This window comes from Chryseobacterium sp. WG14, from assembly GCF_024586945.1.
In the GTDB taxonomy this organism is placed as follows: domain Bacteria; phylum Bacteroidota; class Bacteroidia; order Flavobacteriales; family Weeksellaceae; genus Chryseobacterium.
In genome coordinates this window covers 103,064-125,023 of sequence record NZ_JALCZD010000003.1, presented here as the reverse complement: position 1 = coordinate 125,023, position 21,960 = coordinate 103,064, and the positions used below count along the sequence as shown (strand labels likewise).

The following is a 21,960-nucleotide window of genomic DNA, read 5'->3' as shown; positions in this document are numbered from 1 at the left end:
AACTATGGCAAAGAAAGTACTGACACAAAAGGAAAAAAGAATCAACAGGACCATTACTCTGCTAGCCTGGATCCTGATCATCAGCGGAATTACAGGAATGGTAAGTTTTTATCTGTTTTCAAGGAAAAATGTAACCACCAATGATGCTCAAATCGAGCAATATATTACTCCTGTATCCAGTAAAGTTTCAGGATTTATAAAAATAATCAGGTTCAAGGAAAATCAATTTGTTCATAAGGGTGATACATTAATTATTATAGATAACAGGGAATTTGTAAACCAGGTAAAGGTAGCAGAAGCCAATCTCCATACCACTACTGAAAATATTGCAACCATTCAAAGTGGTGTAAATACTAAAGAAAGTGATACCAAAATCATAGATGCCAAAATAGCTTCAGCAAGAATTGATATCTGGAGAACCGAGCAAGATTATAAACGATATAAAAACCTGCTATCAGAAGATGCCGCTACAGAACAGGAATTTGAAAACGTAAAGGCTTCTTATGAGCAGGCTAAGGCAAACCTTATGGCATTGGATCAGCAGAAAAATGCTGTGAGAGCAGGAGCCAATGAACAACAGACCAAAGTTGCTCCAGCCAAAAGCCAGATCCAGCAGAGTTCTGCCAATCTGAACAACGCTAAGCTTTTTCTCTCCTACACGGTAATCACGGCACCTTATGACGGATGGGTAGGTAAAAAAACAATTCAGGAAGGTCAGCTGATCAAGGAGGGCCAGGCTTTGGTACAGATGGTAAGCAAGGAAAAGTGGATCATTGCCAACTATAAAGAAACCCAGCTTGGGCAAATTGACCAGAAACAGGAAGTGATCATTACGGCCGATGCCTATCCTGATATTGAATTCAAAGGAAGGGTTGTTTCTGTTTCACCGGCATCAGGATCTCAATTTTCTCTGGTAAAGCCCGACAATGCTACCGGAAACTTTGTGAAAATTGAACAGAGATTTCCCGTGAAAATTATTCTTAACAACAATAAAGACAATGAAAAGCTGCTTTCCGGAATGAATGTCCTGGTAAGTGCGAAGAAGATATAGTTTGAGAGTTTTTGTGTTTGAGAGTATTAGAGTATTAGAGTATTAGAGTATTAGAGTATTAGAGTATTAGAGTATTAGAGTATTAGAGTATTAGAGTATTAGAGTATTAGAGTATTAGAGTATTAGAGTATTAGAGTGTAAAATTATAATTCTTTTTATTTTCAGATCATCAAATTTTCAAATTTTCAAATTTTCAAATTAATGTTAGATTTTTTTTAGCGAAAAGGCAAGACTGCAAAAATTACAGATCAGCTCATTTTTTTTGGCCTATTTGTCATTTTACCTTTTACTTTTACACCATTGCTCTTTTGTCTTTTCGCTTTTTATCCCAACTAAAAACAGGTTCATCTTTCTTAGTTTCTACTATACTATGCAACATAATACAGTTTATCATAAATGGGTACCACAATGGCTGAAACTGCCACTCCTCGTACTGGCATTGTTTCCCCACCTGATGTTGTTATCACTGTTACATTCTAACAGCGCTTTCACATCTTCTTTTATGGATGTAGATTCAGACGACATCCAATACTTAATGATTTTGATGTATGGGACATTTGTGGTTACCCTTTTAGTTTTACAGCGATTTATGGCTTATTTCAGTGTGAAATATTATGTTCTGCTGATGTCTTCCATTTCTGTAATCATTCTTTACATTTTATCAGTCACCAATGATTATCATATCATTCTGGTGATACGGTTTCTGGAAGGAATTTTCGGACTATTGGAAGGAGCTATTTTCCTGCCGCTGATCATAGCAGAATTAAAAACAAAACATGCCAAAGTATTTGCTTACCTCTTTATGTATTCTATTATGCTGACAGGAGGAACGGTAACCACGACCTTATTAAAATCAAGCATTGAAAACTATAATTTTCAGCATATGGTTTTAATGATGGTTTATTTCCATGTTTTTGTTCTGATCATCGGAATTGCTATTTTCAACAGAAACCGCTTTTTCCCTAAAAAACCTTTATATCAGCTGGATATTCCAAGTTGGTTTTTACTGTGGGTCTGTCTGCAATCCGGAGGCTATGCCATTATCTACGGAAAAAGACTGATGTGGTTTGAATCTGATACCATTATCATGTGTTTATTCATATTTCTAGTTTCCGGAGGGTTATTTATGTTGAAACAAAGAAATTCAAAAAGACCGCTCTTTCATTTTGAAGTCTTCAGTTCAAAAAATGTCATTGCAGGAATGATCCTGTTTTTCATTTTTTATTTGATCCGTTCAGGCTTAAATAATGTATACAGCATAATGGCAACGGTCTGGAAATGGCCCTGGGATTATATTGTCAATATCCAGTACTGGAATGTTGCAGGAACATTATTGGGTGTATTTTTATCAGGAATCTGCCTGATGCGGGGAGTATCGTCCCGAATCGTTTTCTTTACAGGATTTATGTTGTTGGCAGTGGATTGTGCATGGTTTACCTATACTTTTTATCCGGACACTAGCCTTGCCACTATCTGTCCACCTTTATTTCTTCAGGGAGTTGCCCAGGGATTGCTGTTTACCCCTCTGGTTTTCTTTTTAATCTCCGGAATGCCGGAAGAATATGTAAACAATGCAACAGCTTTAGGTACAACAACGAGGTTCTGGACAACGGCTATAGGATATGCTTTAATGCAGAATCTAATGTTCTTTTTAACGTTAAAACATTCCGATACGCTCAGCTCTAACCTTACTGATACCAATCCTATCTTTTACAGCCAATGGAATCAGGTTTTCGGAACTCAAATTTCAAAACTTCCGGTCAATGAATCCCTATCGATAACTGCAGGAGCTTTTAAAGCAAAAATAACAGCCCAGTCTATTCTTCTTTCCAATATGGAAATTTTTACCGGATTATTCTGGCTGGCTTTAATAACAGCCCTTCTTTTACTGCTTTACCACCCCGTAAAAATAGCTGTGAGAAATATTATGTAATGCTGTAAAAAAACAGAGCTTAGCCCACACTACTTTGGCCAGTTTATTGTTCATTGTTTCAACAACAATACTGAACAAATATCTACGTTTAAAATACAAAGCATAGTATGGAAATTGAAAAGATTTTATTAGGACAAAAGGATTTTTTTAAAACACAGCAAACCAAGAATATTGCCTTCCGGAAAATGTATCTTGAAAAGCTTCGGAATCTTATCATCACCCATGAAGGTTTGCTATATGAAGCTATTCACAAAGATTTTGGAAAGTCTAAATTTGATACATTTACTACAGAGCTCTCTTTTTTACTAAAGGATATTGACTATTATTTAAAAAACCTGAAGTCCCTTTCTAAACCTAAGAAAGCAGGCACCAATCTTGTCAATCAGCTTGGAAGCAGCAGAATCTATTCAGATCCATTGGGATGTATATTGGTTATAGGTGCCTGGAATTATCCTTATCAGCTGTCGCTCTCCCCTCTTATTGCGGCCATTGCTGCCGGCAACTGTTGTATTTTAAAGCCCAGCGAAATAGCAGAAAATACGATGAAGGCAATGGCTGCCATCATCAATGAAAACTTTCCTTCTGACTATCTGTATGTATATGAAGGCGGTATTGATGAAACAACAGCTCTTTTACAATTAAAGTTTGATAAAATATTTTTTACAGGAAGTACTCAAGTTGGAAAGATCATCTATAAAGCTGCTGCCGGGCATTTAACTCCTGTAGTCCTTGAATTGGGAGGAAAATCTCCGGCTATTGTAACCAAAGAGGCCAATCTTGAAGTTGCCGCCAAAAGAATTGTATGGGGAAAGTTTCTGAATGCCGGACAAACCTGTGTAGCCCCGGATTATTTGCTCCTTGAAGAATCTGTACAGGAGCAGTTTCTGGAAATGCTCAGAAAATATATCAAAGAATTTAAGTACGAACCGGATTCAGAGCAGTATACAAGAATTATTAACCGAAGGAATTTTCAGCGTCTGATCAAACTTATCAATCCGGAGAAAATATATTACGGAGGTCATTTCGATGAAGAAAAACTGTATATAGAACCCACCATTCTTAATAATATAGACTGGAACGAAAATAGTATGCAGGAAGAAATTTTTGGCCCTATTCTTCCGGTTATCAGTTTTCAGAACTTTAACTCAGCTCTTAATGCTATTACCGAACTGGAAAAACCTCTTGCTGCCTATCTTTTTACCAATAATACAGAAGAAAAAGAGCTGTTCACCAGGAAACTTTCCTTTGGAGGCGGATGCATCAATGATACCGTGATGCATTTAAGTAATGACAACCTTCCGTTTGGAGGAGTGGGAAATTCAGGGATAGGAAATTATCACGGAAAGTTCGGTTTTGAAGCTTTTTCACATCAGAAATCTGTTTTGGAAAAAACCACCTGGGGCGAACCTAATATTAAATATCCACCTTATTCTGAGAAAAAATTAAGCTGGATTAAAAGGTTTTTATAATATTTTGAGGATTATCTTAATTATCTTTATAGTTACTTTTAAACATTCGTAACTTTAATCGTCACAGAGTCTGTCAAAAATAAAGAAGCTGCTTCATTATTGAAACAGCTTCTTTTAATTTTATCCTTTAGGAGCCCAGGTATTGAAAAAATCTTTAACCTTTTCTTTACTATATCCTTTTCCATCTTCAAAGACATCGCTCTGCTGAACTTTAATCATCTTTCCATTTTTATCAAGTACAATAAATACCGGGTACCCAAATTTTTCACCAGGATTATCATATTGAGCAAAAACTTTTTCATTTTTATTATCCGGAGAATAGTTCAGGTGATAATATAGATATTTTTTATCTACAATTTCTTTTAATTCAGGGGTAGTCTGTACAAAATTATTAAAACGGAGACACCAGATACACCAGTTTCCTCCTGCCTGAATTATAATATTTTTGCCTTCTTTCTTAGCTTGCGCCACCAGTTTATTAATATCTGCCTGAGCGTCAGCTTTAGGATTATAAGGCTTAGGAAGCTTTGCTTTCTCCTCAGCTGCCTTTTTCTTCGCTTCCAGTTCTTTTTGTTCTGTAGGAACTATAAGAGCTGTTTTCCGTTTACCTTTATCCGGTAAATTATTTACATCCTGTGAAAAAGCGAAAATACTTAATCCCAGAAAAGCCAATATTGCTATTTTTTTCATAACATAAAAATAAAAAAATAATATTATCCATCTGCAAAAATAGAACCATAATTTTATTATCACTAAATTTGCGTGTTTTATGAATTACCTGATCAAAATATTATATTTCATTTCCAAACTTCCGCTTAAAGTATTATACATTTTTTCGGATGTTATGTTCTTCTTAAACTATTATCTGGTAGGTTACAGAAAGAATGTGATTACTCAAAATCTAAAGAACTCTTTTCCTGATAAATCTGAAGAGGAGATTGGAAAAATACGCAAAATGTTTTACCGGAATTTCTCAGACTATCTTGTAGAGACCATAAAATCTTTCAGCATCTCTGAAACAGAGGCCAGGGTAAGAATGCAGCACATTAATCAGGATGTTTTTCATGAAGTTCAGAAGGAGGGTAAAAATATCATTCTGCTGGCAGGGCATGTTTTCAACTGGGAATGGATTAATGCATTGGCAAAGATTGTTCCCCAGGAACACTGTCATCCGGTTTACAGAAAAGTGAATAGTGACTTCTGGGAAAACCAGATGAGAAAAGTGCGTAACAAGTTCGGTAATGAGGCACTGGAAGCCAATGAAGTGATCCTTAATATTTTCAGAAATAAAAATGACGGGAACTCCATCTACATGTTTGTAGCAGATCAAACCCCTCATTCTTCCCATGTCAATTATGGATTGGAATTTCTGAATCAAAGGACTCCTGTTTTTGTAGGATATGACAAGCTGGCAACAAGAATGGATCTTGCTTTTATCTATTGCGAAATGAAGAAGGTAAAGCGAGGCTATTATCAGGTCAACTATCACAGAATATACCCGGATAATGAAAAGTTTGTAGAACACGAAGTGGTAAAAAAGTTCCATAAATTGTTGGAAAACACGTTACACAAACATCCGGATAATTATCTTTGGTCTCACAGAAAGTGGAAATATCAGGATTCTATCAAAACTTTTGATTCTGAAAAAAAATAGATATACATGCAGAAAAAACTGGCAGTTGCTATCTTAAACTGGAACGGCAAAAACTGGCTTGAAAAATTTCTACCGAATGTGGTTCAATTTTCTCAAAATGCAGATATTTACGTCATTGATAACCTTTCGACAGACGATTCTGTAGAATTTCTAACTACTCATTTTCCAACAGTAAAGATCGTTAAAAATCATAAAAATCATGGTTTTGCAGGAGGTTATAATGAGGGTTTAAAGGAAATAAAAAATGACTATTACTGTCTGCTCAACTCTGATGTAGAAGTTACTGAGAACTGGATAGAACCTGTATTGGAGATACTGGAAAAGAATTCTGATATTTCAGCTGTTCAGCCTAAAATATTATCCTATAGTGACAAAAACTATTTTGAATTTGCCGGTGCCGGAGGTGGTCTGATTGATAATCTGGGTTATCCTTACTGCAGAGGAAGGGTATTTGATGATCTTGAAGAAGATAAAGGCCAATATGATGATGAAACAGAGATTTTCTGGGCTTCAGGATGCTGCTTTTTTATCCGCTCAAAAGATTTCTGGGAACAACATGGTTTTGATGAAAGATTTTTTGCCCATCAGGAAGAAATTGATTTATGCTGGAGACTCATTAACTCTGGAAAAAAGATCTTTTATACAGGAAAATCCAGGGTCTATCACATAGGTGGTGGAACACTTAATAAGCAGAGTGCTCAAAAGACTTACCTGAACATCAGAAATAATCTTTCAATGATGCTTAAAAACCTTCCTTTTCCGAGACTGATCTTGCTGATATTCTTCCGGCTTTGTCTGGATGGTGCTGCAGGAATTTATTTCGGATTAAAGCATGGGTTTCCTCATCTGTGGGCAGTAGTAAGGGCTCATTTTGGTTTTTACGGTCAGCTTCCGGGAACCTGGAAACTGCGCCAGAAACACCAGAAAGATAAGTTTTATCAATCAAAATGGCTAATCTTTACCCATTTTTTAGGTGGAAAGAATAGATAGCAGTTTGCATATGGCCGGTTTAATTAAATACCAATATCTGTCATATTAAAGGTTACTATTATACTATCAAAAAAATTTATACCTTTTCACTCAATTCAAACCTTAAACTTAAAATATCAAATTATTTAAATGGATTTCTGTGCAATAGATTTTGAAACGGCAACTCATGAGAAAAGCTCAGCATGTGAGATGGGAATCTGCGTGGTACAGGATTCTAAAATTGTAGAAACGAGAACCTGGCTGATAAAACCTCCCAGTTTTCCCTATTTTAACAAATTCAATGTTGCTGTACATGGTATACAGCCCGAAGATGTAAAGAATGCTCCTACTTTTGATGAAATTTGGCATGAAGCCCAGGATTTAATGTACGGAACATTGATGATTGCCCATAATGCCAGTTTTGATGCTTCGGTTTTAAGAGGCTGTTTTGAACATTACGGGATGTTTCCTCCAAAATTAAACTATTTGTGCAGCATACAGCTGGCAAAAAAATCATGGAATTACCTTCCCAAATATGGGCTGAAACCTCTGGCAGAATACCACCAGATCAATTTTAATCACCACAGGGCTGGAGCTGATGCTGAAGTTTGTGCAAAAATATCCTTGCTGGCATTTGAAAGATTAATTATCACCAGCAATGAGGAAATAGATGAATCTGTATTGAAAAAATATATCAAGAAACTATAGTTTTAAAAACTAAAACCTTTTAATTTTTTATTTTTCAATGATACCTTTACTGTATGCACAGACAAATCATATAAACTTACGGATAGTAAAGAGTATTTAAAAGTCTATATGCTGAAAGAAAATTCATCCTTCAAAACCCTTCTGATTCTAAAATCAATGTCTCTAACCTGCTAAAAGGGGGCTACTTTATGGAAGTAAAATCTCAAAGTGGTATTAGCATCAATTGATTAAAGAATAATTTTTAGTTACTTAAAACTTCAGAGAGCAGATTGAATTTTGGGATATCTATCTCAAAAATCTCCTGGGTCTCCAGATTTTTAACCTGGTATTTTCCGCTCATATTCCCGACACCGGACCGAAGCATTACATTTGAGAAATAAGCGAAATTTTCGCCATTTTCTATTTCCGGAGTTAATCCAATTACTCCGTCACCTATAATCTCAGTATATCCAAAACCTACATCAAAAATTAACCATTTTCTTTTAAGTACTTTGATAGGAAAGCTTCCGTCATTTTCTATCGTAATATTATACTTGAAAACATAACGGTTCTCGGATGGAAAACTGTTTTTACTATCATATTCAGGTATTACTGAAACTTTGATATTAGAAGTCATTTTTGAGAACATCATTGTAGTATTTTCTTAACAAATACAAAAATCTCGCCTTTTTTAAGGCGAGATCATATATTTCTATTATAATTTTATTAAAGCTTATAATCCAAGGCCTTTTCTTTCGTCACCTCCCATTAATACTGCAACAGGATTGTCGATACCTTCTTTCACGGCTACAAGGAATCCTACAGATTCTTTTCCGTCAATAATTCTGTGGTCATAAGACATTGCTACATACATCATTGGTCTGATAACAACCTGTCCGTCAACAGCAACCGGTCTCTGGATGATGTTGTGCATTCCTAAGATTGCAGATTGAGGAGGGTTGATGATTGGTGTAGACAACATAGATCCAAATGTACCCCCATTAGTGATTGTAAATGTACCACCAGTCATTTCATCTACGGTAATTTTCCCATCTCTTACTTTTGTAGCAAGATCTTTGATGTTAGCCTCAACTCCACTGAAAGTCATGTTTTCTGCATTTCTCAATACAGGAACCATTAATCCTTTAGGGCCAGAAACTGCAATTGAAATATCACAGAAATCATAGTTTATTTTGAAATCTCCATCAATAGATGCATTTACATCCGGATACATTTCCAATGCTCTTGTAACAGCTTTAGTGAAGAAAGACATAAAACCAAGTCCCACTCCGTGTTTTTGAGCAAATTCTTCTTTATATTGCTTTCTTAATCTGAAAATTTCAGACATGTCAACTTCGTTGAAAGTGGTTAACATCGCAGTTTCATTCTTTACAGAAACCAATCTTTGAGCGATTTTTCTTCTAAGAACAGAAAGCTTTGTTGTGGTTGTAGATCTTGCTCCAGTAGCAGTAAGAGGACTTCCTCCTAATGCAGGAACTGCAGCCAATTCAGCATCAGTTTTAGTGATTCTTCCGTCTCTTCCGCTTCCTGAAACCTGCCCTGCATTAATTCCTTTTTCGTCAAGGATTTTCTTAGCAGCCGGAGATGGAGCTCCTGTGGCATAAGTTTGTGGAGCAGCAACCGGAGCTGCTGGTTTTGGTGCTTCCTGTTTAGCCGGTTCAGCAGCTTTAGGAGCTTCTTCTTGCTTTGGAGCTTCAGCAGCAGGAGCATTTCCTTCTGGTCTTGCAGCATCCATATCAATTAAACAAACAACCTGACCTACTTGTACTACATCTCCTTCTTCTGCTTTTAAAGTGATGATACCACTTTGCTCTGCAGGTAATTCAAGAGTTGCCTTGTCTGAGTCTACTTCAGCGATAGGTTGATCTTTTTCTACATAATCACCATCTTTTACAAGCCAAGTTGCAATTTCAACTTCTGTAATGGATTCTCCCGGTGAAGGAACTTTCATTTCTAAAACTGACATATCGAGTATTTTTTATTTTTTAATGGATATTATTTTAATTAAGCTGTAACAGGTCTTTTTGCAGGAGCATCATCTCTATCAAAAACTCTGTTGATCACTGCATTTTGGTTTTTCTCAAACATTTTGTGGCTACCTGGGGCCGGAGCACCACTTGGTACAGGAGATACTACCTGAATTCCTGTATCTCTGAAGTTTCTCAGGATATAAGACCAAGTTCCCATATTTTCAGGTTCTTCCTGAGCCCAAACCAACTGTGTTTTATTGCTGTATTTGTTGAAGATCGCTTCGATAGCATCTGTCTGAAGCGGATATAGCTGTTCAAATCTTACTAATGCAATATTCTCACAGTTCAGTTCTTCTTTCTTCGCTAATAATTCGAAGTACAGTTTACCTGAGCAAAGAACTAATTTTTCTACTTTTTTAGGATCTGCTGTAGGATCGTCTAAGATTGGCTGGAATGAACCGTTTGCAAAATCTTCAAGAGGAGAAACCACTTTCGGGTGTCTCAATAAAGATTTAGGGCTCATTACGATCAATGGTTTTCTGAATGCCCACTTCAACTGTCTTCTCAATAAGTGGAAGTAGTTGGCTGGTGAAGTAATATTAGCAACTACCATATTTTCGTTAGCACAAAGTGTTAAGAATCTTTCCAGCCTTGCTGAAGAGTGCTCCGCACCTTGTCCTTCCGAACCGTGAGGTAATAACATGACCAATCCGTTTTGTAATTTCCATTTTTCTTCTGCTGCCGCAAGATACTGGTCAACGATAATCTGAGCTCCGTTTACGAAGTCACCAAACTGAGCTTCCCAGATGGTTAATGTATTAGGAGAAGCCATCGCATATCCGTAATCGAAACCTAAAACTCCATATTCTGAAAGGTGAGAATTGAATACATCAAATCTGCTTTCTGATACGTGTCTTAACGGGATATATTCTTCTTCTGTATCTTCGGTTTTTACTACAGCATGTCTGTGAGAGAATGTACCTCTTTCAACATCTTCTCCGGAGATTCTTACATTATGCCCTTCTACTAGAAGTGTAGCATATGCTAACCATTCTCCTACTGCCCAGTCTAAAGAGTTTCCTTCAATCGCTTTGATACGGTTTTCGAAAAGTCTTGTAATTTTATTGATGAATTTTTTATCTGCAGGAAGTGTTGACATTTTAAGAGCCAATTCTTTCAGCTTAGTGATATCATATTTGGTATCCACCGGCGTCTGAACTACACCTCTCTTTCCGATAGGATAGTTCATCCAGTCTTCCGCCATGAATAAATCCATAACGTTTTTCTCGATCTCTTTAGAAGCATCAAAATCTTTATCTAATAAAGCTTTGAAGTCTACCTCCATCTTTTTGATGATATCGTTAGAGATTACGCTGTCCTGGATTAATTTGTCTTTATAAATTTCTCTTGGGTTCTGATGCTTGGAAATCGCTTTGTACAGATTAGGCTGTGTAAATCTTGGCTCATCCCCTTCGTTATGACCATATTTTCTATATCCTAAAAGGTCGATATACACATCTTTTCCAAATTTAGCTCTGAAATCAGCAGCAAAATGGATGGCATGAACTACCGCTTCAGCATCGTCAGCATTTACGTGCATTACAGGAGATTCTGTAACTTTTGCAATGTCTGTACAGTATGTTGAAGATCTGGCATCAAGGAAGTTTGTGGTGAAAGACACCTGGTTATTGACAACGATATGAACAGTTCCTCCTGTTTTATATCCTTCCAGTGTCATCATCTGTGCTACTTCATAAGCAATACCCTGGCCTGCAATAGCTCCGTCACCGTGAATGATGATTGGTAAAACTTTAGAATAGTCTTTGTATTTATCATCTACTTTTGCACGGCAGATTCCTTCTACAAGAGCCGCTACTGTTTCCAGGTGAGACGGGTTTGGAGTCAGGTTGATACACACTTCTTCTCCTGAAGCTGTTTTAATTTTTTTAGATGATCCTAAGTGATATTTAACGTCACCGGAGAATACATCTTCTTCAAATTCTTTTCCTTCAAATTCTGAAAAGATTTGTTTATAAGATTTTCCGAAAATATTAGACAAAACATTTAATCTTCCTCTGTGTGCCATTCCTAAGACTACCTCATCTACCCCTAATTGGGAAGATCTGGAGATCAGTTGGTCTAATGCAGGAATCAACGATTCCCCTCCTTCCAGTGAGAATCTTTTTTGTCCCACAAATTTTGTGTGAAGATAGTTTTCAAACGCAACCGCCTGATTTAATTTTAATAAGATTTCTGTTTTTTCATTCGCAGAAAGGCTTGGATGGTTTTCATTAACCTGAAGCCATTTTTTAATAAAATCTTTTTCTTCAACATTGTTGATGTAGGTATATTCTACCCCGATAGAATCGCAGTAGATATTTTCCAAATGCTTGATCAAATCTGCTAAGGTAGCAGGTTCTTTCATTCCTGTTTCTACAGCACAGTTGAATTTTGTATTTAAATCCTCTTTAGTAAGACCGAAGTTTTCGATATCTAAAGTAGGAGTATAGTGTCTTCTTTCTCTTACAGGATTTGTTTTTGTGAACAAGTGCCCTCTTGTTCTGTAGGCCTCAATAAGGTTTACCACCTTAAATTCCTTTTTGATGTGCTCAGGAACCTCTCCATTTGATACTGCCTGAGAAATCTGTTGTACTGCAGGAGCAGCGTTGGCCGAAGCCTGAGTAAATTGGATGTTATCGTCATCACCGTAGTTCTCCAAAGCAAAATCGAAGCCTTGAAAGAAGGCTTTCCATGATGGTTCTAAAGAATCCGGGAATTTTAAGTACTGTTGGTATAAATCCTCAATTAACTGAGAATGAGCTGCGTTTAGGAATGAAAATCTGTCCATTATTACAGTTTATCTATTTATTAAAATTTATTTGTAGAATTAATCTTCAAATTTAATAAAAAAAACCGACTTAGAACAGTCTCAGACCGTTAAAAAAAATTAAGAAAACAAAAATCATTTATAGACTGATAATGAGAGCTTCATGTTTACCTCCTGTCCTTCCATCGGACGTTCAATGAAAGTCTGACGAATATCCCCAAAACGCATCTCATCTTTCTTTGCTTTCTGGATCAGCTGCTGAATGGCCTTAATTCTCCCTTCATAGCTCCCTTTGTAGTACATGACATAATTTTGTGACGGATTTACGGTTCTGAAGCTGAAATTATTGTCTGTTACTCCAATTTTTTTAGAAAGTGGGATCCCCAGAAAGTAAGAAACTTCTTTGTCTTTATAATTATCTGCATCTGTCATTAAGATAGGGTACCCGAATTCATCGTCTTTTTTGCCAAGATCCATGGTTACGAAATTATACATTTTGTTATAATTCATAACGATATTTCTGTAGAGTGCATCTTTTTTGTTGGAGGTGCTCACATTGATACCCAGCAGCAATTTATCTTCTTCATTTTCAACCATCAGACTGTCATATTTTATGGCAGCCATCTGATTGTCTTTCTCCACTTTATTTCCTAAAACATTCTTTAAATTCACCATACTTTTGGTGATATTCTCAGCAAATCTGTCTTCCGTCCAAAAATTACCTACTCTTTTCCATACAGAAAGTTTGGGGGTATGCACGTACCATATGATTTTTGTTTTTTCAGCTGATACAGGTTTAAATTTAACATCCACCAGAGTCGGATTTTCATTTTCATCTTCAAAAAGCTGGTATCTCAAAGTCTTATTAGGATTTTCATACCTGATGAACATTTCTCCACTGGTATCATTCTTGGGATCTACATAGCTGATGGCACTTCCCTGTCCTTCATAAGGCATATAATAATCTATATCCATAGACTGTGAACTGGTGAAATAATTGTTCCACCGGGTAAAATGCTGAAGATTATTAAACTGTCCAAAAACCTTATCTACAGGATAATCAACTTCTTTTTCAATGGTGAAGTTTTTACTTTCATCCACGAAATAGTACATGGAGGCAGCATAAGCTCCCCCTAAAAGAACAATAATAAAAGCTAAGATCTTAAAAATACGCATCACGCAAAAGTAATACAAATAAAAAAAGTGACCAATATGCTGATCACTCTAGTTGTATGTTTAACAATAATTAACCTATCAAGGACTAGAGAAAGCTGGAAATCACTGTTTGGCTAACAGTTACTACTCATTCTTTAATAAAAATCAGTAAAACTGATCGAATAAATTTAACCAATACAATTGACTTTCATTTACTCTTTCAGTTGATTAACTTCTCTCTTCAAGCTTTATTCTTTCTCACTTATTATCCTATATGTGTTCCCGGAGGCAATACAGCTCCTTTTTTCACTACTACAATACCATCCTGTACAGAATGGGTTTCATAATCACCATCCGGAAGATGTTTCCCTCCTATGATTTTCACATTGTCCCCGATATGGCAGTTTTTGTCCAGGATTGCCTTTTCAATATAGCAATACTTCCCTATTCCCATATTCGGACGTCCTTTCCTGTCGTTTATTACAATTTCTTTGGTATTCTGATAGAAATCAGCTCCCATCACGTAAGAATTCACAATGGTACTTCCTTTGTCTATCCTTGTTCTGTTTCCAATGACAGAGTTTTCAATTTTGTCAGCCATGATGATACATCCATCTCCAAATACGGCTTTGCTTACGTAAGAACCATTAATTTTTGATGGCGGAAGCATCCTTGCTCTGGTGTATATAGGAGAAGATGAGAAAAGGTTGAACTGCGGAAAGTCCTGACAAAGATCCAGATTGGCTTCGTAGAAAGACTCTATTGTTCCTATATCTGTCCAGTACCCTTCATATTGATAGCTCAGGGTTTTATATTTTCCTATTGAGCTTGGAATGATATCTTTTCCGAAATCATCTCCTGCCCCTTCATCAAACATTTTTTTAAGAATGGTCTTGGTAAAAATATAAATTCCCATAGAAGCCAGGAATTCTTTTCCATTGTGCTTATTTTCGTCCGAAACTTCAGATTTCAGTCCATCCAGCATATCATAGTCCGGTTTTTCATAAAAGGAAGTAATATTTCCTTCGTCATCAGATTTTAAGATCCCAAAACCTGTTGCATCTTTAGCATTCACAGGAATGGTAGCAATGGTAAGGTCACCTCCGTTTTCGATATGAAAATTCAGCATTTCCCGGAAATCCATCTGGTAAAGCTGGTCTCCTGAAAGTATTAAGATATAGTCATAGTCATATTTTTCAAGATGCTTCATAGACTGGCGTACGGCGTCTGCTGTTCCCTGATACCAGCTTTCATTTTCCACATTTTGTTCGGCTGCCAGAATATCAACAAATCCCTTACTAAAAATATCAAAATGATAGGAATTCTTGATATGTGAATTTAAAGATGCTGAATTAAACTGAGTTAAAACCAGGATTTTATTCAGTCCCGAATTCAGGCAGTTTGAAATGGGAATATCTACAAGCCTGTATTTCCCGGCAATAGGAACTGCCGGTTTTGATCTTGTATACGTTAACGGGAATAATCTTGTCCCTCTGCCGCCTCCTAAAACGATGGAGATTACATTTCGATTCATAATTATCTTGCGTGTTTTTATTTTATTAAATATACAGTTTTATTTTTGGTGTCTATATGTAATGTACAACAATTAATTCTCTTATTGTCTTCAGTATATCCATATATGCTGTCTCATATATTTCGGAATCCTTCAGTTGTTTTACGTCTTTATAAATTCCGTCAATTGCTATATTACCCTTTTTAAGCTGTGCTCTGAAGACTTTATTAGTAATTAAAATGTCCATTATGTCAGCTTGCTTCATTGCTGCCTCTTCCAGATCTTTTTCATATCTTTCTCTCCAGCCTTTACCCTATTTCTTTTCTATGGCTGCATATGTTTTTTTATTTTCGGCATCAGCATTATCCATCAATTCTTTGGTAACTTCACAACCAGCAGCTTCTATATTCCTTATTTTCCATTTTTCTGAAATTATTTCCATAAGTGCCAGCCTTTCCAAATTTGGATAACCATAGCTTATAATTGTATAATAAGAGCTGTCCCGGTAGGTATTATTTTCTTTTGAATAAGCGTTAGTATTTTTTATTTTACAGGAAACAAGACTAATCAGAAATACAAAAAGAAAACCCCTTATCATATCAGTTGTTATATAAAGCTATGTATTTTTCCGCAGATTTCTCCCATGAAAAGTCAAAATTCATGTTGGCGTGAATAAGATCTTTCATGACGCCTTTTTGATTATAGATTCCCATAGCCCTATTCATCGCATGTACAATATCATCTACCCCGGCATAGGTGAAATTGAGTCCTGCTCCGCCGGTAGAAATATCTTCCACAGTATCTCTGAGCCCTCCGGTATACCTTACCACCGGCACTGTTCCATATCTCATAGAGTACATTTGGTTCAGTCCACATGGCTCTACCCGCGACGGCATGAGTAAAAAGTCCGCCGATGCATAGATCTTATGGGAAAGATGTTCTTTATACCCTAGATCCAAAGCAAAATTGGTATAGGTGTATTCATACTCTTTCAGCTTATTTTCAATATAGGAGTTTCCGGATCCAAGAATCATAATATTTAAAGCTCCATAGCTCTGTTTAATGCTTTTCCAGACAACATCGGGCAGCAAATCTGCGCCTTTTTCCGTAGCAAACCTACCAATGAAAGCAAACAAAGGCAGCTCAGGTTTTAAACCATATTCTTTACACAGTTTTTCTTTGCTTTTTTTCTTTTGGTCAACTGCATTTTTTATATTGAAATTAAAATCCAGCATAGGATCTGTTTCAGGATTCCATACTTCGGTATCAATACCGTTAATAATTCCGTATGCTTTACCAAATTCCTGACGCACCAGACTTTCCAGTCCACGGAAGCTGATAAAAAGTTCTTCCAGATATCCCTCGGAAACGGTAGTAAAAGCAGTGGAACATTTAATCATACTGGCCAGAGGATTGATCAGCCCGTTCCAATCCATCAGCCCCCATTTGTACATATCAAAAGAAGGTATATAATTGGCCATACTCCAGCTCATCATACCCTGATATTCTCCGTTATGAATAGTCCCTATGGTTTTTACTCCCTGTAAAAACTGAAATTCCGGACAGTGTTCAATCATAAAAGGAACCAATCCGGTGTGATAATCATGACAGTGCAGAACATCCGGGCGGATCTTCATTGCACACATCCAATGCAATATTCCCTGCTGAAAGGCAAGAAACTGAAAACTCTCATCCTGATATCCATAAGGATTTTCTCTGTCCAGTAACCCGGGAATTTTCACCATATACAGCTCAAATCCCAGCACATTGGTTTTTTCTTTTAAAATTTGAACCTGCAGCATATTTTCTCCCTGATGGATAAATCCGTCAAAAACAATATCAAATTCATGATCATAGACAAAGGATTTATTATACCAGGGCATTACTACCTTAGCTTCTACGCCTTTTATTTTGTTCTGATATTTCGGCAGTGCCCCGACTACATCCGCCAGACCTCCCACTTTTGCTACAGGATAACATTCTGTACTTAAATGATAAACAACCATTCTTATCTTTTATGTTTAATTCTATGTAATTTATACTTTTTATCTTTTTTCTGCCTAAGGATAATTCCAGCCAGCGGAGGGATTTTTAGCGTTAATGATTTTGGGTGTCCCATCCATTCCTCATGCTTCTCATCCAGAATTTCAGCTGCTACTCCACTTCCGCTATATTTTTCATTATCGGAGTTGAAAACAACTTCCCAATGCGTTGCTGTATGAATCCCTATTTTATAATCCAGTACCTGTGGAGCAAGATTTAAAATAACCATACAAACATCATCTTTTCTTTTTCCTTTCCTTAGATATACATATACTGAATTTTCAAGATCATCCGCTTCTACCCATTCAAAACCACTTTTATCAAACTGATTTTCGTAAAAGACAGATTCTGTGGTATATAAATGATTCAGCTCTTTTACAAGCTTCTGTAATCCTTTATGAACTGGATATTCCAGTAAATGCCAATCCAGACTTTGGGTAAAATTCCATTCACCGGTCTGCCCGAATTCATCCCCCATAAAAAGAAGTTTTGCCCCGGGATGGGTAAACATATACACATACAAGGTACGAAGGTTCGCAAACTTCTGCCACTCATCTCCCCTCATTTTATAAATCAGGCTTGCCTTACCATGCACTACTTCATCATGTGACAGCGGCATCATATAATTTTCGTTAAACATATACACTGAAGCAAAGGTGAGCTTGTGATGATGAAATTTCCTGTTGACAAAATCTTCCTTGAAGTAATCCAGTGTATCATGCATCCACCCCATCATCCATTTCATTCCGAAGCCTACACCACCATCATGAACAGGTTTAGTAAGCATAGGAAAATCTGAGCTTTCCTCAGCTATGGTCATAATATGGTCGCCAAATTCTTTATAAACAGCTGTGTTGAACTCCTGAAGAAAAGCTTTTGCTTCAAGATTAACATTACCGCCATATATATTAGGTTCCCATTCTCCTTCGTTTCTTGAATAATCCAGATGAAGCATTGAGGTTACCGCATCTACACGTAATCCGTCCGCATGATAACGGTCCAGCCAGAACATGGCATTGGAAATAAGGAAAGACTTAACCTCATTTCTTCCGTAATTAAATATATAGGACTTCCAGTCGGGATGAAATCCTTTTCTCGGATCTTCATGCTCATACAGATAGGATCCATCAAAACGGTGAAGTCCGTTGGCATCCCCCGGAAAATGAGATGGTACCCAATCCAGGATAACCCCAATTCCATTTTGGTGAAGCTCATCAATAAGATACATAAGATCCTGTGGAGAGCCAAAACGGGAAGTTGCTGCATAGAAACCGGTAATCTGATATCCCCAGCTCGGATCGTACGGATACTCCATAACAGGCATAAATTCCACATGGGTAAAGCCCATTTCAAGAATGTAAGGAACAAGTTTTTTCGAAATATCCCGGTAATTTAAAAACCGGTCAGGATATTCTTCATTCCTCATCCATGACCCGAGATGGAGTTCATAAACAGATAAGGGAGCTTTCAGGCTGTTATTTTGCCAGCGGCTATCCATCCATTCCTGGTCATTCCATTCATACCAGGTAGTAGATATCAGTGAAGCTGCCTGTTTATTCTGCTCCCAGCTTAACGCATAAGGATCACTCTTTTCTAAGATTTCACCTCTTTCTGTTTCAACAGCATATTTATAAAGGGTTCCCCAGGATAATCCTCCAATAAACCCTTCCCATATTCCCGATTCATCCCAGCGGGGATACAGGATATGGTCTTTGTGGTTCCAGTTATTAAAGTTTCCTATTACAGAAACCTTTTTAGCATTGGGAGCCCAGACTGAAAAATAAATTCCTTTCACTCCATCTTTTTCCGCAGCATGTGACCCAAACTTAGTATACAGCTTATAATGCCTACCTTCTTTGAAAAGATACACATCATGATCAGTAAAAAGTGTATAGGTTTTAACAGAATTCATCAAGGTCCGATTGTATTTAATATTTTCTTTGAAACTACGAAAAATCCCGGTAACAGCCGTTAATTATTAATCAAATTATTGGCGTGTTAAGGTTCTTTATTCGCACATCTATCAAATATATTACTTTTCTATTCATTATTTTATGATTTTAAAACAATCTTTTTTATAAATTTAGAAATCAAATAATTATCAATTAAACACATATGATCAGATTGGAACTTTACATCGAAGAAAAAGATGACAGGCCTGTATTTGTTACAGGAAATTTCAACAAATGGAACCCTAAGGACTACAACTACCAGCTTAGGCAGGTGGATCCCCATAATTATTTTATAGAACTTGATACCTCTTCTCTTCCTGATGAAATTGAATATAAATTCACAAAGGGAGGATGGGAAAATGTGGAACTTGATAAGTACGGGAATATCAGCCCCAACCGGAAAGTAAGAAAAGCAGCTGGAAAGACTTCTGATATTGTAGAGAAATGGAGATTTAACTGGGGCCCGTTTAAAGAAGAGTTTTTTCCTATAGCAGAAGTGATTTCCGAAGAATTCTATATTCCTCAGCTTGACCGTTACCGTAAAATCTGGGCTTTACTGCCTTTTGATTATTATACTTCCGATAAAAACTATCCGGTCCTGTATCTTCAGGATGCACAGAATCTATTCAATGAAGGAAGTGGATTCGGAAATTGGGAAATTGACAAAAAGTTATCTATCCTTGCAGAATATGGCCGGGGTGACATTATTATCATCGCTATAGAGCATGGAAGTGAAGACAGAATTAAAGAATATATTTTTGATAATGACAATATTGCTAATGGCTCTGAAGGAAAAAAATACATCCGCTTTATTACAGATACTTTAAAACCTTTTGTAGATGAGCATTACCGTACAAAAAAAGACCGGAACAACACCGGTATAGGCGGCAGTTCACTAGGAGCCCTTATCAGTATTTACAGTGGATTTCTTTATCCGGAAGTCTATTCTAAACTGCTGATCTTCTCTCCTTCTCTTTGGGTAGAGCCTAATAATAACTTCCCCATGATGAATTTCAGAGTTCCGTTTACAACAAAAATATATCTGTACGGCGGTGGCCAGGAAGGTTCCAAAATGGTAAAAAGAATCCATATTTTTGAAGAATATTTAAGACGGTGGGAAAAAAAGAATCTTTTCGATTTTGAATTCAGAACGAATATTAACCCTGAAGGCACCCACAATGAATTTTACTGGTCTCAGGAGTTTCCAAGAGCTATTGAATGGCTGTTCTATGACAATACAGAGAACCCTGTAGAAGTAAAACCTCAGCAACAAAGCATTAAAAATTAAGTTTATGAAATTAATCCATAAAAAAAATAAGAATTACTCCCAGGTTTTTCAATTGTTCACGGAAGAAGAATGGGCAAAATCCAATACAAATTTCAATAAAAATATAAGCAACTTTTTTACCGGAAAGAAATACGAAACTTTTGTTCATACGGATGAGAAAACCATTATTTATTTTATTGGTTTAGGTAAAAGCTCTCTTCAGGATTTTGAAATACAGCAGGCTGGGAATGCATTTTCTCAGGCACAAAAAGAAAAGCTGTTAGCTGTTCCCACCTTAGTAGTGGCAGATTTCATCAACAAGAAACAATTTGAGGAATTTGTAAAAGGATTGTTAACAGGAACCTACAATTATCCTTTTGAAAAAACACATGCATTCTGGAATCCGGCATTTGAGCTTCACTTTGAAAATATAAGTCAGAAAACATTGGATCTAATCAGTCGGAAAGCAGAAGCATTAAGCAATGGGCAAACCGCCTGCCAGGAATGGCTGAATAAGCCTGCCAATTTGAAAAAGCCTGATATTTTCAGTGCATACCTTAAAAACTTAGCTAAAAAACACGGGTTAAAATACACTGTTTTCAATAGAAAAAAGTGTGAAGAACTCGGTTTGGGTGCTTATCTGGCCGTCAATCAGGGAAGTGCTTATGATGCGGCTTTCACCATTTTAGAATATAAAACTACTGTTAAAAATGCTAAAACCGTCGGTTTAGTAGGAAAATGCGTATTGTTTGATACGGGAGGTATTTCCATCAAGGGTTCCACCAATTTACACTATATGAAATCTGATATGGGCGGTGCTACAGCCGTTTTAGGTACACTGATCTATGCTGCAGAAATGAAGCTTCCCGTCAATATCATAGCCGTCCTTCCTATCACAGATAATGCCGTTTCTGAAAAGGCATTCATTCCAAGTGATGTAGTAACTGCATACAACGGAAAAACAATTGAAGTGATAGACACTGATGCAGAAGGCAGGATGATCCTTGCAGACGGGCTCTCCTATCTTGCCAGGAATTATAAAACCGATTGTATGATTGATCTGGCAACACTCACGGGAAGTTCCGTAAGAATGTTCGGGGATACTTGCGGTGCTTTATTTTCCAATAATGAAGACCTGAAAAATATTTTAATAAAAACAGGAGATCAGACTAATCAGAGACTGTGGAATCTTCCGCTTTGGGACATTTGGAAAGATGACATCCAGTCTGATGTAGCAGACCTGAAAAACATCTCTCTGAAGCCTATTGGAGATTGTATTATCGCCGCAAAATTCTTAGAGCAATTCACTGAAGGCCACCCTCGTTGGGCTCATTTAGATATCGCCGGAGTAGCCTTCGGAAATGTGAAGTATGCTAAGGAAAAAGCAGCCACCGGATTTGGGGTTCAATTACTGGCCGATTTAATCGAAAATTATCATTAAAAATTAGT

17 protein-coding genes are annotated in these 21,960 nt (G+C 36.8%); 8 read left to right on the top strand and 9 right to left on the bottom strand.

Annotated elements, in window-relative coordinates; translation table 11 throughout:
* Positions 1-4 precede the first annotated feature (4 nt).
* From MP478_RS06585 to MP478_RS06575, 3 genes are all read left to right on the top strand, one after another.
* Entirely contained in the window at positions 5-1,051 is a 1,047-nt protein-coding gene (locus MP478_RS06585) for an HlyD family secretion protein (protein WP_230035264.1), read from the top strand.
* 370 nt (positions 1,052-1,421) lie between these two features.
* On the top strand, positions 1,422-2,984 hold the full coding sequence (locus MP478_RS06580) for a hypothetical protein (RefSeq protein ID WP_257199978.1): 1,563 nt from the start codon (positions 1,422-1,424) through the stop codon (positions 2,982-2,984).
* A gap of 107 nt (positions 2,985-3,091) precedes the next feature.
* On the top strand, positions 3,092-4,453 hold the full coding sequence (locus MP478_RS06575; RefSeq protein WP_257188962.1) for an aldehyde dehydrogenase: 1,362 nt from the start codon (positions 3,092-3,094) through the stop codon (positions 4,451-4,453).
* A gap of 120 nt (positions 4,454-4,573) precedes the next feature.
* Here MP478_RS06575 and MP478_RS06570 read toward each other — a convergent pair whose 3' ends face one another.
* The gene (locus MP478_RS06570; protein WP_257188963.1) at positions 4,574-5,143 is read right to left on the bottom strand and encodes a thioredoxin family protein; all 570 of its coding nucleotides are present in this window, start codon (positions 5,141-5,143) and stop codon (positions 4,574-4,576) included.
* A gap of 79 nt (positions 5,144-5,222) precedes the next feature.
* On the opposite strand from MP478_RS06570, the gene MP478_RS06565 reads away from it, so the two are divergent.
* From MP478_RS06565 to MP478_RS06555, 3 genes are all read left to right on the top strand, one after another.
* Positions 5,223-6,107, top strand: a complete 885-nt coding sequence (locus MP478_RS06565) for a lysophospholipid acyltransferase family protein (RefSeq protein ID WP_257199977.1) — start codon at positions 5,223-5,225, stop codon at positions 6,105-6,107.
* A 6-nt stretch (positions 6,108-6,113) separates the two neighbouring features.
* Positions 6,114-7,097 (top strand): glycosyltransferase family 2 protein, encoded by a 984-nt coding sequence (locus MP478_RS06560; protein WP_257199976.1) that lies wholly within the window; start codon positions 6,114-6,116, stop codon positions 7,095-7,097.
* Positions 7,098-7,226: 129 nt separating this feature from the next.
* Positions 7,227-7,784 (top strand): 3'-5' exonuclease, encoded by a 558-nt coding sequence (locus MP478_RS06555; protein ID WP_257199975.1) that lies wholly within the window; start codon positions 7,227-7,229, stop codon positions 7,782-7,784.
* 241 nt (positions 7,785-8,025) lie between these two features.
* On the opposite strand, the gene apaG is transcribed toward MP478_RS06555, so the two are convergent.
* The 8 genes from apaG to glgB all read right to left on the bottom strand — a co-directional run bounded on the left by apaG (position 8,026) and on the right by glgB (position 19,204).
* Positions 8,026-8,400 (bottom strand): Co2+/Mg2+ efflux protein ApaG, encoded by a 375-nt coding sequence (apaG, locus tag MP478_RS06550; protein WP_230035247.1) that lies wholly within the window; start codon positions 8,398-8,400, stop codon positions 8,026-8,028.
* A 96-nt stretch (positions 8,401-8,496) separates the two neighbouring features.
* The gene (gene odhB, locus MP478_RS06545) at positions 8,497-9,750 is read right to left on the bottom strand and encodes a 2-oxoglutarate dehydrogenase complex dihydrolipoyllysine-residue succinyltransferase (RefSeq protein ID WP_047490993.1); all 1,254 of its coding nucleotides are present in this window, start codon (positions 9,748-9,750) and stop codon (positions 8,497-8,499) included.
* Between the two features lie 38 nt (positions 9,751-9,788).
* Positions 9,789-12,602, bottom strand: coding sequence for a 2-oxoglutarate dehydrogenase E1 component (locus MP478_RS06540; protein ID WP_257199974.1), 2,814 nt, complete (start codon positions 12,600-12,602; stop codon positions 9,789-9,791).
* A 114-nt stretch (positions 12,603-12,716) separates the two neighbouring features.
* Positions 12,717-13,757: an SRPBCC domain-containing protein gene (locus MP478_RS06535; protein WP_257199973.1), complete on the bottom strand. Its 1,041-nt coding sequence runs from the start codon at positions 13,755-13,757 to the stop codon at positions 12,717-12,719.
* 244 nt (positions 13,758-14,001) lie between these two features.
* Positions 14,002-15,270, bottom strand: coding sequence for a glucose-1-phosphate adenylyltransferase (locus tag MP478_RS06530; protein ID WP_230035240.1), 1,269 nt, complete (start codon positions 15,268-15,270; stop codon positions 14,002-14,004).
* A gap of 292 nt (positions 15,271-15,562) precedes the next feature.
* Positions 15,563-15,847 carry a hypothetical protein gene (locus MP478_RS06525; RefSeq protein ID WP_257188966.1) on the bottom strand — a complete coding sequence of 95 codons (285 nt, stop codon included), beginning with the start codon at positions 15,845-15,847 and terminating at the stop codon, positions 15,563-15,565.
* Between the two features lies 1 nt (position 15,848).
* On the bottom strand, positions 15,849-17,255 hold the full coding sequence (locus tag MP478_RS06520) for a glycogen synthase (RefSeq protein ID WP_257199972.1): 1,407 nt from the start codon (positions 17,253-17,255) through the stop codon (positions 15,849-15,851).
* Between the two features lie 2 nt (positions 17,256-17,257).
* Positions 17,258-19,204, bottom strand: coding sequence for a 1,4-alpha-glucan branching protein GlgB (gene glgB, locus MP478_RS06515; protein WP_257199971.1), 1,947 nt, complete (start codon positions 19,202-19,204; stop codon positions 17,258-17,260).
* Between the two features lie 206 nt (positions 19,205-19,410).
* Here glgB and MP478_RS06510 point away from each other — a divergent pair, with 206 nt between their 5' ends.
* Positions 19,411-20,532 carry an alpha/beta hydrolase gene (locus MP478_RS06510; protein WP_373691683.1) on the top strand — a complete coding sequence of 374 codons (1,122 nt, stop codon included), beginning with the start codon at positions 19,411-19,413 and terminating at the stop codon, positions 20,530-20,532.
* Between the two features lie 4 nt (positions 20,533-20,536).
* Entirely contained in the window at positions 20,537-21,952 is a 1,416-nt protein-coding gene (locus MP478_RS06505) for a M17 family metallopeptidase (RefSeq protein ID WP_257199969.1), read from the top strand.
* Positions 21,953-21,960: the final 8 nt, after the last annotated feature.

Coding starts and splice junctions, on each gene's coding strand:
- MP478_RS06570 (WP_257188963.1), bottom strand. CDS start 5,143: ATGAAAAAAATAGCAATATTGGCTTTTCTGGGATTAAGTATTTTCGCT.
- MP478_RS06565 (WP_257199977.1), top strand. CDS start 5,223: ATGAATTACCTGATCAAAATATTATATTTCATTTCCAAACTTCCGCTT.
- MP478_RS06585 (WP_230035264.1), top strand. CDS start 5: ATGGCAAAGAAAGTACTGACACAAAAGGAAAAAAGAATCAACAGGACC.
- MP478_RS06530 (WP_230035240.1), bottom strand. CDS start 15,270: ATGAATCGAAATGTAATCTCCATCGTTTTAGGAGGCGGCAGAGGGACA.
- MP478_RS06560 (WP_257199976.1), top strand. CDS start 6,114: ATGCAGAAAAAACTGGCAGTTGCTATCTTAAACTGGAACGGCAAAAAC.
- MP478_RS06555 (WP_257199975.1), top strand. CDS start 7,227: ATGGATTTCTGTGCAATAGATTTTGAAACGGCAACTCATGAGAAAAGC.
- MP478_RS06540 (WP_257199974.1), bottom strand. CDS start 12,602: ATGGACAGATTTTCATTCCTAAACGCAGCTCATTCTCAGTTAATTGAG.
- odhB (WP_047490993.1), bottom strand. CDS start 9,750: ATGTCAGTTTTAGAAATGAAAGTTCCTTCACCGGGAGAATCCATTACA.
- MP478_RS06575 (WP_257188962.1), top strand. CDS start 3,092: ATGGAAATTGAAAAGATTTTATTAGGACAAAAGGATTTTTTTAAAACA.
- MP478_RS06580 (WP_257199978.1), top strand. CDS start 1,422: ATGCAACATAATACAGTTTATCATAAATGGGTACCACAATGGCTGAAA.
- apaG (WP_230035247.1), bottom strand. CDS start 8,400: ATGACTTCTAATATCAAAGTTTCAGTAATACCTGAATATGATAGTAAA.
- glgB (WP_257199971.1), bottom strand. CDS start 19,204: ATGAATTCTGTTAAAACCTATACACTTTTTACTGATCATGATGTGTAT.
- MP478_RS06505 (WP_257199969.1), top strand. CDS start 20,537: ATGAAATTAATCCATAAAAAAAATAAGAATTACTCCCAGGTTTTTCAA.
- MP478_RS06525 (WP_257188966.1), bottom strand. CDS start 15,847: ATGATAAGGGGTTTTCTTTTTGTATTTCTGATTAGTCTTGTTTCCTGT.
- MP478_RS06520 (WP_257199972.1), bottom strand. CDS start 17,255: ATGGTTGTTTATCATTTAAGTACAGAATGTTATCCTGTAGCAAAAGTG.
- MP478_RS06535 (WP_257199973.1), bottom strand. CDS start 13,757: ATGCGTATTTTTAAGATCTTAGCTTTTATTATTGTTCTTTTAGGGGGA.